Genomic DNA, 13,830 nt, shown 5'->3' with positions numbered 1-13,830 from the left:
GCGTGGTCGAGGTCGGGCGCGCGCGACCGGTGTCGTTGCGGGAGATGTTCGCTCATGTGGCGCAGGAGAGCGATACGGACGAATCCCGGCCTTCCGTGGACGATCCGGTGGCACAACGCCGGATCGGGCTGTCCCGGCAGGCCGAGCCCACCCCCGACGAAGCCGCGAGCCCGGCTACCCCGCCGAGTACCCCTCCCAGCGCCCCTCCGCCGGCAGCGGCGGGCGCCGGCACCGCTCCGGCTCCCGGCGTGAACATCGACGAGCTCGCGAACTGCCTGTACGAACCGATCGTCACGCGTATCAAGACGGAACTGTGGCTCGACCGGGAACGCGCCGGCCTGCTCGCGGATCCGCGGATCTGAGCCGAAGGAGAATCCGATGTCGAGTTCGAGCGACGATCCCGCCGTGAGCGTGTGCTTCACGGTGGACGTGGACGGCACAGAAATCGGCACCTTCAACAGTTGTGAAGGGCTCGGGGTGGAAATCGTGATGGAACAACGCGAGGAGGGCGGCAACAACACCATGGTGTGGCAACTCCCCAGCCGGATGAAGTTCACCAACGTGAAATTGAGCCGGCCGGTGGGACCGAACAGCCGAAAGTTGACCGAATGGCTGAGCAAAGCCCTCGAGCACCTGGAGCCGACCACGGCGGGTATATCGGCACGCTCGGCGGACGGACAGATCATCGCCGCCTGGTCCCTGCAGGGAGTCCTGCCGGTCCGGTGGACGGGTCCGAGCCTGAACGTCGACACCGCGAAGGTCGCAACCGAGACGCTCGAAATCGCGCACCACGGCATTCTGCCCGGGCCCAAGTGAAGGTGGCCGACGAATGACCGACCCGATCGCACTGGTCAACACGGCGGCCGCGCCCCCGGCGAACAACTCCGCGCGAAAGAAGTCGATGCCGCCCGAGGCGCAGAAGCACGCGGAACTCTTCCTGTACAAGGCAGAGAAGGCCGTAGGCGGAAGCAAACGCGGAAGCTCACTCGGGAGCATCAAGTTCCAGTTCAACCCGAAGGAGATCACCATCTCCAAGTCGGCGAAGTGGGACCGGAGCCCGGCAAAGGGATCGAAGAAGGCCGGACCACCGGAATACTCCGGACCGGAGCCGTGCAAGCTCACCCTGGAGATGTTCTTCGATGCGACCATGAAGCAGGACACCGACGTCGTGAAGTCGGTCGAGCAACTCTTCTCGTGCTGCATCCCGGTCGACGAGAAGGCACCGAAGCCGATGCCTCCGCTGGTGGTACTCAAATGGGGCGGAACGACGAGCTTCAACGCCTTCGTCACCCAGGTGAGCGTGAAGTACACACTGTTCGCGCCGACCGGCAAACCGATCCGCGCAGTGTGCAGCGTGAGCCTGGAAGAAATGCCGGGTGAAACAAGTAGGCAGAATCCGTCTTCGGGCTCGGTCACACACTGTCGTGTTCACGAGGTCGTCGACGGCGACTCGCTCCACCTGCTGGCCTATCGCGAGTACGGAGATCCCGCGATGTGGCGAGCGTTGGCCGCCTACAACGGAATCGACGATCCGACCCGCCTCCCACCAGGCCGATCGATCGTTCTGCCGGGTGTGTCGGACCTGCTGACGCGGATCGGATCGGCGCCGTGACATCGGGATCCGGACTCGAGATCAAGGTCGAGGGAGATCGCCTCGCCGACGACCTTGTCGCCGTGCTCGCCACCGCAATCGTGGACTCGAGCCTGCAGGTACCCGATGCGTTCGCCCTGCGCTTCCGCGACACCGACCGGACGCTCCTCTCCAAGTCGAAGATCACGATCGGCTCCAAGTTGGCGATCGCCGTCGTCACCGACGCGGTCAACGTTCCGGAACCGCTGGTGACGGGAGAGGTCACCGCCGTCGACCTCGAATTCGACGGCACGGGAACCTTCACGACGATTCGGGGCTACGACGCATCCCACCGGCTCTTTCGGGGCAGACACACCAGAGCCTTCACCCAGACGACGGCCTCGGACGCAGCGATGGCCGTTGCGCGCAGCGCCGGAATCGAATTGGGGGACATCACGTCCACCGGTACCGTGTTCGACCATCTGGCCCAATGCGGCCGGACCGACTGGGAATTCCTCGTCGGGCTCGCCAGACGTGTCGGCTTCGAGGTCGCCGTCCGCGATAACAAGCTCGACTTCGGCCCTCGGAAACCCGCCGCCGAGGCTCCGCAGGCCGACGGTACGTCCAGCCGAGATCCTCTCGTGCTGACGTTCGGGACGGACCTGCTGCGTGTTCGTTCGGTGGTGACCGCCGCCGAGCAGGTAGCCAAGGTGCAGGTGCGGGGATGGGACGTCGCGCAGAAACAGGCGATCGTGGCGGAAGCGCCGGCGGAGACGAAAAGTGCTGTGCTGCCGACGATCACCCCGGCGGATGTTGCGGCGACCTTCGGAAGTCCCACCTATGTCGCATCCGATGTCGCGTACCGCACCCAACCCGAAGCGGACTCGGCGGCAACCGCTCTCGCCGAGGTGATCGGAGGTTCGTTCGCTCAGGTCGAGGCGCTCGTCCGCGGGAACCCGAAGTTGCGAGCGGACACACCGATCTGCCTGGCGAACATGGGTGAGCCGTTCGACGGGAAATACCTCGTGACCGCCGCCCGGCATCGGTACGTGCCAGGCGCAGGCGGTTACACCACGTCACTGTCCGTTACCGGCAAGGAGGAACGCAGCTTGTTCGGGCTTGCGTCGGGCACCGGCGGTGAGACGGATTACGGAGTGGTCGTGGCCTTGGTCAGCGATGCCCGCGACCCGGAACAACTCGGCCGGGTCCGACTGACCTTCCCATGGTTGTCCGCAGACTACGTCAGCGATTGGGCCCGCGTGGCGCAGCCGGGAGCAGGGAAGGAACGCGGCGCGCTCGTAGTTCCCGAAGTCGGAGACGAAGTTCTCGTCGTCTTCGAACAGAACGACCCGAATCGGCCCTACGTCCTCGCAGGTCTTCACAACGGAATCGATACCGCGGACTCGAAAGGTCCGAATCTCATCGACTCCGGATCGGGAGCGGTGAATCGTCGCTCGTTCGTCTCCCGCAACGGGCATCGGATCGACCTGCTCGACGAGGACGGCAAGACCGAAGGCGTCCTGGCCGAGACCGGTGACGGGCGCCTGCGTCTGTCCCTCGACAAGATCGGAACCAAGATCGAAATCCACAGCGACGGAAAGGTCCTCATCGAAGGAACCCAGGGTGTGGTGATCGACGGCGCGGATTCGAAGATCGAGCTCACCTCGGGTGAGATCGTCTTGAACGGAAAGCGTGCGGTCAAGATCTCCGGCGGCAGGGGAACGGTCGATGTGGACACGGCCGGCGTGAAGATCGACGGGCCGAGCGTGAAGGTGGCTGCGAGCGCGACCGCCGAGTTCAAAGCCGACGGGCTGGCAATCGTGTCCGGCCCACTGGTCAAGATCAACTGAGGAGTGGTAGTCGTGCCCCCTGCTGCGCGCGTCGGCGATCCGACGGCCCATCCCGGAGTGATCGGTCCCCCGGGAGTTCTCACGGTTCTCATCGCCGGGCAGCCGGCAGCAACCGTGGGCACCCCGCACATCTGCAGCTTCCCGCCTCCCCCACCGCACCCACCGTCGGTGATCGCCGGACCCGGCTCGGCGACCGTGCTCATCGGGGGCATGCCCGCCGCACGGCTGGGCGACATGTCCGCCTGTGGATCTCCGATCGTCTCCGGTGCCCCCACCGTCCTGATCGGAGGTTGACGCATGTCCGCCGATTTCATCGGCCGCGGCTGGAACTATCCGGTCGGATTCGATGCCGCAGGCGCTGTTGCGCTGGCGTCGGGTCCCCGCGACATCGAGCAGGCGATCGAATTGATCCTCAGAACCGCGCCGGGTGAGCGACCGATGCGACCGGAGTTCGGCTGCCGCGTCCAGGATCACGTCTTCTCGCCCGCTGACGAGGGCACCGCCGCCGCGATCGCCGCCGACGTGCACGATGCCCTCACCCGGTGGGAACCACGAATCGACATGGTCGACGTGGTCGTCCGATTCGACTCGTCCGTCCCGACGACCTGCTACATCGACATCACCTACTCTCTCCGCGAGCGCAACGACATCCGCAATCTCGTCTTCCCGTTCTATCTGATCGTCGACGAGCCCTCCGATACGTTCACCACCGTCGAACCGCCCCAGAGGAAGTGACCGACGTGCTACCCGCTCCGAACCTCGACGACAGAACCTTCCAGCAGCTGGTCGACGACGCACGCCGCCTGGTACAGGACAAGTGCCCGGAGTGGAGCGACCACAACATCTCCGATCCCGGAATCACTCTCATCGAAACGTTCGCGATGATGATCGATCAGCTCATCTACCGCCTGAATCGCGTCCCCGATCGCAACTACGTCAAGTTCCTCGAGTTGATCGGCGTGGAACAGCGCCCTCCGGGGGTCGCGCAGGGGGCGGTCACCTTCTGGCTTTCCGCGCCGCAGCCGCAGACGGTGGTGGTGCGCGCGGAAACCGAAGTGGCGACCGATCGCACGGATGTCACCGAGCCGGTGGTGTTCTCGACGGTGAATCGTCTCGACATCGTTCCGTGCAGCGCAACCTGGGTCGGCGTCCAGCTTGTGGACGCGGACCCCGTCGAGCGCACCAACGAGATGCGCGGGTCCGGCTTCACCTGCTTCTCCCCCGTGCCGCGCCCCGGGGACTCCCTGATGATCGGGTTGTCGAACGCTGTCCCGTCGTGCGCGGTGCTGCTCCGCATCGACTGTGAAGTCTCCGGAGTCGGGGTCGATCCGAGGCGACCACCGCTGGTCTGGGAAGCGAAGACCGCCGCCGGATGGAAACGTTGCGAGGTCGATCGCGACGACACCGGCGGCCTGAACAAGCCCGGCGATGTGGTCCTGCACATTCCGGTGAACCACGACGAATCCGTCTCCGTCGGCGCGCGCAGGGCCTGGATCCGATGCCGGCTCCGGGAAGCCGAAGCGAGCCAGCGCAAGTACTCCGAACCGCCCCGGATTCGGAAGGTGGCTGCGCGGACGATCGGCGGCACCGCAGCGATCGTCCACGCACGCGTCGTCCGCGACGAGTTTCTCGGAATTTCCGACGGCACCGCGGCACAACATCTTCGGGTGCGGCACGCACCGGTGCTGCGATGGCCGGGCTGCAGCGTCGTGGTCGTCGACGGTGGTGAGGAGTCGACCTGGCGGCACGTGGACCACTTCGCCGACGCGACCGAGGCGGACCCGGTGTTCCACGTGGACGCGGTCACCGGCGAGGTCTCCTTCGGCCCGGTGCTGCGCCAGGCCGACGGCACACTGCGTCGCTACGGTGCCGCCCCGGCGAAATCCGCCGCGGTACGCATGGCCGCGTACCGGACGGGCGGCGGCGCCGAAGGGAACGTCGCGACGGGTCGCATCCGGGTGTTGAAGACGAGCGTGCCCTATATTTCTCGGGTCGAGAACCGCGGTCCGGCGATCGGCGGCGCACCTCCCGAAACTCTCGACGACCTGAAGATCCGCGGACCGCTGCTGTTGCATTCGAGGGGTCGCGCTGTGACCGGCCGCGACTTCGAGCAGTTGACGCGCGAGGTTGCACCGGAAATCGCGCGGGTGCACTGCCTGCCGGCGAGCGATGCGTCCGACACGGGAGTGGTGCGAGTGCTTCTCGTGCCGCACGTGCGCACGGACGAGTCGGGGCGCATCGCGCTCGCCGATCTGGATCCGCCGGCGGATACCGTCGAGCGGATCCGGGGATATCTCGACGAGCGTCGTCTCGTCGGCACGCGTCTGGTGATCGAACCACCGATGTACCAGGCGATCACCGTGGTCGTGGTGGGCGTTCGCCCGTTGCCGGGATTCCCGCCCGCCCGAGTCGAATCCGCGATTCTCGGCGCACTGTACGGCTTCCTCGACCCGTTGCACGGCGGCAGGGAAGGGAACGGATGGCCGCTCGGCCGCTCGGTGCAGGAAGGTGAGATCGCCGCGGCGATCAGTTCCGTTCCCGGCGTCGACATGTCGAGTGACACGACGATCCGGCTGTACGCGGCGGATCCCGCCACCGGAACTCGCGGGGCACGCGTGTCGATCGTGCCCGTGGCCTCCGGCGCTCTGGTGTACTCGTTCGATCATCAGGTGGTGATGACGACGTGAGAGGCACCGTCGATTCACTGCTGTCCGCGCGACCGTTCGTCGAGACGATGCCCGCTGTGTACCGGCTGGATCCGCGCACTCGGCAGTTGTGCGCCGCGTTCGACGAAGTACTCGCCCCGATCCTGGCGACACTCGATTCGTTCAGCGCCTACCTCGACCCGTACACCACCCCGGAGGACCTGCTCGGATGGCTCGCCGGGTGGATCGGGATCACCTTCGACGGCCACGAATCCGAGTCGCGCCGACGCGATCTCATCGCGGCGGGAGTCCGGACGATGGCGACGCGCGGCACCGTTCGCGGAATCCGCGAAGCGGTGGTGGCGGTGTTCGACGTCGAGCCCGAGATCGAAGAGTCCGGGGGCAGTGCGGCATCCACCACGGCAGGCACTCCGCCCCCGGGGAGTCCGCATCCGATCCTCGTTGTCCGGATGACCGTCGCGGACCCGAACGGGACCGACGATCGGCGACTCGATGCGCTAGTCGAAGCGGTCAAGCCGGCCCACATTCCGCACCGGGTCGAGATCTCCGTCGCCCCGTCGGGCGGTTGAACCGCTCTCGACGAGACCGAGCTCCGCCCGGACCCGCCGATAGTCGAAGCGCACCTGTTCGGCGGCACTCGCATCGCCCGCCCTCTCGCGGATGCCGATCATGATTCGCCACGGCAGGTCCTGATACGGGTCCAGATCCACTGCCCGCCGCGCCGCGCAGTCCGCTTTCGTGTCGTCGCCGAGCGCAACATGATCTTCGGCGAGAGCCACCGCCGCGACCGCGGCGGTGTGTCGCAGTCGCTGCCGTTCGGTGGTGACGAACTCGGCGGGTCCGTCCTCCGGCAGCAGGTCGCCGGTGTAGAGGCCGAGCGCGTATTCCCGCGAGCACACGCGCTCGCGCACCGCCTCGGGCTCGCCCCGCGCTGCGGCATCGGCGAGCGCGCGATGGAATTCGGCCACATCGGAGAAGCCGTCACCGGGCACCGACAGCCGGTACGACTCGTCGCGTCGCTGCAGCGCCAGTCCGTGCTCCCCGAGCAGTCGTCGCACGCTCGAGACCGCCACCTGCAGCCGGTGGCATGCGACGTCGTGCGGTGCGCCCGGCCACAGAACATCTTCGAGCACTTCACGGTGGCAATCGAGGTTCGGGGTGATCGACAGGAGGTGCAGCAGCGTACGTGCCTGCGGCCGCAGACCGGAGAGGTCGACGACCAGCCCGCAGGACTCGAGCCGGTAGCCACCGAAGCAGAAGATCCCGATCGGGGCAGGCATCCCGCCGCGGATCGCGCCGCCGCGACCCCGCGTCTCCGGGGCGAGGTCTCCGAGCGTGGGAAAGCGGCCTTTGCCGACACCGGTCGTGTGCGACAGTGCCATCGATTCGGCGCGTGGCAGTCCGATACCGTGCGCGGCGGCGGCTGCCTGCGTCGCCCGGGCGGCGATGTCGGGCGCGGCCGGGTTCAGCCCCAGGACGCGACTCCACACCAGGAGAACCGGAGCATCCAGTTGCCCGAATCGGCGTGCCGCATCCTCGAACCGCTCGAATGCCCTCGGATCACGTCGATACAGTGCGACCAGTGCAAGGCCGAAAGTCAACAGCGCGGCTCCCCAGTGATCGCCAACCTTCTCGCACTCGGCCAACATTTCCTCGCAGATGTCCGCGCGCCATCCGGCGGGACGCTCGCGCATCAGCAGCAGTTCCTGCACGCCGCGGCACACCCTGTCCAGCCACGGCAGCCCCTCCCGATAGCAGCGCGACGCGAGATCGTTCAGTATCGCGGGATCCGGTGTCTCGCCGCGAAGCGCATCGACGATCGCGACCACCAGACGCGACGCGATCGCGGGAAGCGGCTCGTCGGCCGCATGTGCATCGATCAATGCCTCTCTGGCCGAGTCGATTTCACCCGTGGTGAGGGCACACATCCCCTCGACGAATCGGGCCTGCGGCTTTCCCCGTCCGGTCGAGGGGCGCCCGGCGGCGGACGTCCGCAACGCGGCCCGCAATGGCGCGAGCCAGTGTTGCGGTGGTCGCACGTCGATCGGCGGTCCCGGCAACCACGCCAGCAGCTCCCGCCGCTCGGATTCACACCGTGCCACGAACTCCGGGTCGTCGAGCAGCTCGCGCGCCTCCCGGTAGGTCCGTTCGCTTTCCGCGATGGCCCCCTCCCGCGCGCGCAGGCGCGCCAAAGCGAGCGCCAGCCAAGGATCGATTCGCCATTCGCCGCAATTGATCAGCGGATCGTCGTTGCCTATCGGCACGGCGCAGCCGGTCGCGTGTCGCACCAGCCGCGACACCGCCGCCCAGTCCGATGCCTTGGCGTAGGCGTGGGCGGCCTGGCGGTGCTCACCGGCATCCTCCAATATCCGGGCGGTCCGCAGATACCACGCCCTCGTTCCGTCCTCCCCCTGTGTTTCCAGCAGGGCGAGCTCGAGGTAGGTCCGGAGCACTTCGTGATAGCGGAAGGTCAGGCCCGCGTCGTCGCATTCGGTGAAGAACTGGCGTTCGGTCAGTTGTTGCAGGATACGACCACTGTCGCCGATCCCCAGCAGGCTGTCGCAGAGAGCGGGGGTCATGATTCCGAGCGAGGACGTGTGCGTCATGAACCACCGTTGATCGGCAGGCAGTTCCGCCAGAACATTCCGGGCGAGGTATGCCCGGACGAGCCTCGAGTGCACGGTGAGCTGGCCGACGGCGCGCTGCCGGTCGGAGCCTGCAAGTTCGGAGGTGGCGAGGTGGAACAATTGCAGCCCTGCGGCCCACCCTCCCGTCCGGTGCGTCAGCCGCGCTGCCGGTTCGGGCGAGAGGGGTTGGCCGTAGAAGGTCGCGAACAGTTCTTCGACTTCCCACGACCGGAATCGCAACTGGTCCGGATCGATCACGCGCGCATCACCCGACACCACGAGTCGCGGCAGGTTGATGTTCGGGGTGCGCCGCGTTCCGAGAATGATCCGGAAACGAGGTGGACGCAACGCGACAAAACGTCCCAATGCCCGTTCGGCGGCACTTCCGGTGATCTCGTGAGCATCGTCGATGACCAGCAAACCGTCGATATCGTCGATTTTGTCCAGTTCGCCGAGAATGGCGTCGATCGAATTCGTGTCCGAGTCGAGAGCGAATCCCATTTCCCGCACGGCGGCGCTGAGATATCTGCCGAAGGCAGGTTCGGTCGAGTCGTCCTCGGTGACCCGGTACCACGCGACGGGGATCTCGGTCGACGCCGCGGTCTGGGACAACAGCGTCGATTTCCCGGATCCGGCCGGTCCGACGACGACCACCACCGGAGTCGATGCGTCGCGGCACTGTTTCAGCAATCGTTCTCGCCGCAATCCACGCGACGCGGGCAGGCGAAGTTTTGCCCTCAATATCGCCGATGTTGGCATTCTGAATCCACCCCTGGCACCGGACTGCAAGTCCCCTACCGTTCGAATATCCTCCTCGAACCGATACGAAGGCGAGTGTTTTCCCGACTACATTCCGATCTCCCCCGGCGCAGGGCGCACCGCGCGCACGGATGCCCCCGGACCACGGGGCCTCGACGGCCGCGATCCGGGGGGCATCCGGAATCTGAACCTAACTGCCGCACAAACCGTTTCGGTTGATCAGCGAATGTCGCGGCTACCGGTAGGAGGCGCGCAACGTCTTCTTGTCCAGCTTGCCGAGCGGGGTGAGGGGAAGCGCGTCGAGGAAGTCGACGGACTTGGGTGCGTGCACCGAACCCTTTGCTGCTCGGACGTTCTCGATCAGTTCCTCGGCGGCGACCGTCTGGCCGTCACGCAGCACGACGCACGCCTTGACCGCCTCGCCCCACTTGACGTCCGGCACCCCCACGACCGCGACCGACGCGACCGCGGGATGGGAGGAGATGACGTCCTCGATCTCGCGGGGGAAGACGTTGAAGCCGCCGGTGACGATCATGTCCTTCTTGCGGTCGACGATGGTGAGGAACCCGTCCTTGTCGGCGCGGGCCACGTCACCGGTGTGCAGCCAGCCGCCGCGCAGCGCCTCGGCGGTCTCGGCCGGCTTGTTCAGGTAGCCCTTCATCACGAGGGGGCCGCGCACGCAGATCTCGCCGAGTTCACCGCGGGGCACCTCCCGGAGGTCGTCGTCGAGCAGTCGCACGTCGAGCCACGGCACGGGTCGTCCGCAGGTGGCGAGGCGTTCGGGGTCGTCGGCGAGGTGTTCGCCCTTGCGCAGCACCGCGATGGTCATGCCGCATTCGGACTGCCCGTAGAACTGGAAGAACACCTGGCCGAGACGCTCGATGCCCTCACGCAACCGTGCCGGCGACATCGCGGAGGCGCCGTAGAACAGCGTCTGCAGGCTCGACAGGTCGCGCTTGTCGAAGTCGGGGTGGTCGAGCAGCATGTAGATCATCGTCGGCACGAGCATCGTGGCGTTGATGCGATGCTTCTCGATGGTTTCCAGCACGAGAGCCGGATCGAAGTAGGGCAGCACGTACAGCGATCCGCCGCGCAGCAGCGTGGGCACGAAGAACGCGGCGCCGGCGTGCGAGAGCGGTGTGCAGATCAGGAAGCGGGGTTCCTCGGGCCATTCCCACTCGGCCATCTGGATCTGGGTCAGCGTGACACCGGACCGGAACGCACCCATGACGCCCTTCGGCTTGCCGGTGGTGCCGCCGGTGTAGACGATGCTCGAGGTGTCCTCGGCCCCGACGGGCGCCGCGACGAGTCGCTTCGCGGTGAACTGCGCGGCCAGTGCCAGGATGTCGGTACCGACTTCGGAGGGGCCCAGCGAGAACACGTTCTTCAGCGACGGGATCTGCGCCTTCAGTTCGGCGGCGCGTTCCTCGAAGTGGTTCGGATCGAAGATGAGGGTCTCGATCTCGGCGTCACCGGCGATGTAGAGGTGGTCGGTGAGCGAACCCATGGGGTTGAGGGCGCTGTTGCGGCAGCCCGCGATCATCGTGGCGCCCATCGAAATGAGCACCTCGGGCCGATTCTTCGACAGCATCGCGACCGACGACCCCCGGCCGACCCCGACGGAGGCGAGTGCCTGTTCGAACCGGCTGATCTCGTCGCGCATCTCGCCGCCGGTGAGGACCACGTCCCCGAGGTACAGGGCGGGCTTGTCGGCGCTGCGGTCGAGTGCAGTGATCAGCAGATCCGCGGTGAACACGGGGCGGTGCAGGTCGGCGTACTCCTCGGTCATGGCCATCCTTAGTCGTCGATGTCACGGTCGTTGATGTGACGGTCGGTGATGCGACTGCCTCTTGCTCGTCCGGTGTGGCAGGGGTCACCCGCGACCTTCCGTCACGATAACCGCAGAACGACAAAAACTGAAACATGTTGCATTTCGGCGCCCTCGCGGGGCACCGCGGCCAGGCAGTGTTCCGGCGTGCACTCCTCTGATCCCGCTCGCGATTCGGAGCCCGCTCGGGCTCCGGCACGAGCGAACTCCGAATCGGGTAGCGAGTCGGTCCGAGCGGGCTACTACAGTCGGGGCAACACCGCGCACCCCGGGGGATACACACATGCAGCCTGCCTCGTCCTCACCTGCCGAAACGGGCACGACGGTGTCCGCGACCGTCGTCGAGCACCATCGCCTACGCAACAACCTCTCCGTCATCCGCCTCCAGTGCGACGGGGACGTCGTGCCGTTCCTGGCGGGCCAGTACGTCGACGTCACGGTTCCACAGCGGCCGGGCCTGCCGCGGCGCCTGTCGCCCGCGCTGCCGCCGTCGCTGGACGGCAAACTCGAATTCCACGTCAGGTCCGTCCCCGGCGGCTGGGTCAGCGGCAGCATCGTCGCCGACACCCGCCCGGGTGACGTGTGGACGATCGGCGCACCGCAGGGCGGCGACCTCCATGTCGACGACAGTGGCCGCATCGTCATCATGATCGCCGGCGGAACCGGCCTGGCACCGCTGCGCGCCCTGCTGCTCGACATGGCACGCCGTCCCGAACCGCCGCGCACGTTCCTGTTCGTGGGCGGCAGCTCCCCCCGCGACCTGTACGCCTCGGACATGCTGTCGCTGCTCGGTGAGGCACTGCCGTGGCTGACGGTCGTGCCGGTCGTCGAATCCATCGAGGACCCGGACTTCCCGGACCCCTGGTACAACCGGATCGCCGCGCAACTCGGCGACATCGGCGCCGACCCCGACGATCTCATCGAAGGCAGCATCGACGACGTCGTCACGTCGTACGGCGCGTTCGGCGACCACCAGGTCCTGCTGTGCGGTTCCGCGGCGATGGTCCGGTCGACACTGCACAAACTGCTCGAGACCGGCACACCCGCCGAGAACATCCGCTTCGACCCGTACTGACCGGGCGGCGCGGGGCTTGCCTGCTTCCGACCGCGGCAGGACGATGGACGGGCAAGCATTCTCGTCCACCGAGGAGGGTCGCGATGACGACCGCCCGAGACATCATGCATGCCGGCGCCACCTGCGTCGGCGAACACGAAACCCTGGAATACGCAGCACAACGGATGCGTGAGCTCGACGTCGGCTCGCTGCCGATCTGTGGCGACGACGACCGGCTGCACGGCATCATCACCGACCGCGACATCGTCCTGAAATGCGTTGCCCGCGGCCTTGATCCGACGATGATGACCGCCGGCGACCTGGCGCAGGGAGCACCGTGCACCGTCGACACCGACACCGACATCGACGACGTGCTCACGATCATGGAGGAACACCGGATCCGCCGGCTACCCGTGATCGGCGACCACCGGCTCGTCGGAATGATCAGCGAAGCCGACCTGGCCACCCACCTTCCCGACGAGAAGGTCGGCCGGTTCGTCGAATCCATCTGCGCGCACACCACCCGGTAACCGTCCACGAAACGAGGTGAGTTTCCGATGAGCGAGCCGGCAGGCAAGACCGTCCTCGTCTCCGGCGCAGCTCGCGGCATCGGTGCCGCGACCGCGCGTGCCCTGGCCGCCCAAGGCGCACAACTGATTCTGTTCGACGTGGACGCGCAGCCACTACGCGATCTGGTCGAGGAGATCGGCGACGATCGCGCCGTCGGGACCGTCGCCGACGTGCGCGACCTCGACGCGGTGCAGGCCACCGTGGACGCGGGCATCGACCGGTTCGGCGGTATCGATTTCGTCGTGGCGAACGCGGGCATCGCATCCTACGGATCGGTTCTGCAGGTCGATCCCGAGGCGTTCCGCGACGTGATCGACGTCGACCTCGTCGGGGTGTTCCACACGGTGCGCGCGGCACTGCCGTCCGTGATCGCCCGCCGCGGATATATTCTGGTCGTCTCGTCGCTGGCCGCGTACATGGCCGTGCCGGGTCTGGCCGCGTACAACGCGGCGAAAGCAGGCGTGGAACACTTCGCCGATGCCCTGCGCCTCGAGATGGCACCGTGCGGGGTCGACGTCGGCACCGCCCACATGTCGTGGATCGACACGCCGATGGTGCAGGAAGCCAGGGCCGATCTACCCGCGTTCGATCAGGCGATCGCGGCGATGCCGGGCCCGCTGCGGCAGATCCATCCGGTCGACACGTGTGCGGCCGCGTTCGTGCGCGGACTCGCCAGGCGTTCCCGCCGCGTGTACGTGCCCGGCTGGGTGGGTGCGGCAGGCTGGGGCCGGGCCCTGCTCAACTCGGCCGTCGGTGACCGCCTCGCCCTGCGGGTGATGTCCGGTCCGGTGTCGCGGTTGGACGATCACGTTGCAGCGCTCGGTCGTTCGGTGAGCGCGCGCGTCGCCGCACTCGTCACGAAGAGCTGAGACGCCGGGAGGAACCCAGCGCCGACCCGTACTCGCG

At 67.0% G+C, this 13,830-nt stretch carries 12 protein-coding genes and 1 pseudogene; 11 read left to right on the top strand and 2 right to left on the bottom strand.

What is annotated here, in order from left to right:
* From A8G15_RS31225 to A8G15_RS24205, 8 genes and pseudogenes are all read left to right on the top strand, one after another.
* A pseudogene (locus A8G15_RS31225) lies at positions 1–362 on the top strand (hypothetical protein); the annotation flags it as partial.
* A 16-nt stretch (positions 363–378) separates the two neighbouring features.
* A complete protein-coding gene (locus A8G15_RS24235; RefSeq protein ID WP_068165483.1) occupies positions 379–816 on the top strand; it encodes a phage tail protein in 438 nt (145 codons plus the stop codon).
* Positions 817–829: 13 nt separating this feature from the next.
* A complete protein-coding gene (locus A8G15_RS24230; protein WP_068165481.1) occupies positions 830–1,612 on the top strand; it encodes a CIS tube protein in 783 nt (260 codons plus the stop codon).
* On the top strand, positions 1,609–3,420 hold the full coding sequence (locus A8G15_RS24225; RefSeq protein WP_068165479.1) for a VgrG-related protein: 1,812 nt from the start codon (positions 1,609–1,611) through the stop codon (positions 3,418–3,420). The genes A8G15_RS24230 and A8G15_RS24225 overlap by 4 nt, the downstream gene beginning before the upstream one ends.
* Before the next feature lie 12 nt (positions 3,421–3,432).
* Positions 3,433–3,714 (top strand): PAAR domain-containing protein, encoded by a 282-nt coding sequence (locus tag A8G15_RS24220; RefSeq protein WP_068165477.1) that lies wholly within the window; start codon positions 3,433–3,435, stop codon positions 3,712–3,714.
* 3 nt (positions 3,715–3,717) lie between these two features.
* Positions 3,718–4,155, top strand: a complete 438-nt coding sequence (locus A8G15_RS24215; protein WP_068165476.1) for a GPW/gp25 family protein — start codon at positions 3,718–3,720, stop codon at positions 4,153–4,155.
* The gene (locus tag A8G15_RS24210) at positions 4,152–6,107 is read left to right on the top strand and encodes a putative baseplate assembly protein (protein ID WP_245687980.1); all 1,956 of its coding nucleotides are present in this window, start codon (positions 4,152–4,154) and stop codon (positions 6,105–6,107) included. The genes A8G15_RS24215 and A8G15_RS24210 overlap by 4 nt, the downstream gene beginning before the upstream one ends.
* A complete protein-coding gene (locus A8G15_RS24205; RefSeq protein WP_068165475.1) occupies positions 6,104–6,655 on the top strand; it encodes a phage tail protein in 552 nt (183 codons plus the stop codon). Before A8G15_RS24210 ends, A8G15_RS24205 begins: the two co-directional genes overlap by 4 nt.
* Here the strand turns inward: A8G15_RS24205 and A8G15_RS24200 are convergent.
* Positions 6,584–9,403, bottom strand: coding sequence for an AfsR/SARP family transcriptional regulator (locus A8G15_RS24200; protein ID WP_211270233.1), 2,820 nt, complete (start codon positions 9,401–9,403; stop codon positions 6,584–6,586). The two genes, A8G15_RS24205 and A8G15_RS24200, sit on opposite strands and share 72 nt — an antisense overlap.
* Before the next feature lie 304 nt (positions 9,404–9,707).
* Positions 9,708–11,261: an AMP-binding protein gene (locus A8G15_RS24195; RefSeq protein ID WP_068165473.1), complete on the bottom strand. Its 1,554-nt coding sequence runs from the start codon at positions 11,259–11,261 to the stop codon at positions 9,708–9,710.
* Positions 11,262–11,583: 322 nt separating this feature from the next.
* Between A8G15_RS24195 and A8G15_RS24190 the strand changes: the two genes are divergently transcribed.
* The 3 genes from A8G15_RS24190 to A8G15_RS24180 all read left to right on the top strand — a co-directional run bounded on the left by A8G15_RS24190 (position 11,584) and on the right by A8G15_RS24180 (position 13,793).
* Positions 11,584–12,375 carry an FAD-binding oxidoreductase gene (locus A8G15_RS24190; RefSeq protein WP_068165472.1) on the top strand — a complete coding sequence of 264 codons (792 nt, stop codon included), beginning with the start codon at positions 11,584–11,586 and terminating at the stop codon, positions 12,373–12,375.
* 83 nt (positions 12,376–12,458) lie between these two features.
* A complete protein-coding gene (locus A8G15_RS24185) occupies positions 12,459–12,884 on the top strand; it encodes a CBS domain-containing protein (RefSeq protein WP_068165471.1) in 426 nt (141 codons plus the stop codon).
* Between the two features lie 27 nt (positions 12,885–12,911).
* Positions 12,912–13,793: an SDR family oxidoreductase gene (locus tag A8G15_RS24180; RefSeq protein ID WP_068165470.1), complete on the top strand. Its 882-nt coding sequence runs from the start codon at positions 12,912–12,914 to the stop codon at positions 13,791–13,793.
* Positions 13,794–13,830 lie beyond the last annotated feature (37 nt).

The sequence above is a fragment of the Rhodococcus phenolicus genome (assembly GCF_001646785.1).
Lineage (GTDB): Bacteria > Actinomycetota > Actinomycetes > Mycobacteriales > Mycobacteriaceae > Rhodococcus > Rhodococcus phenolicus.
The sequence above is the reverse complement of the archived record's forward strand: the minus strand, read 5'-3'. Positions and strand labels throughout refer to the sequence as shown.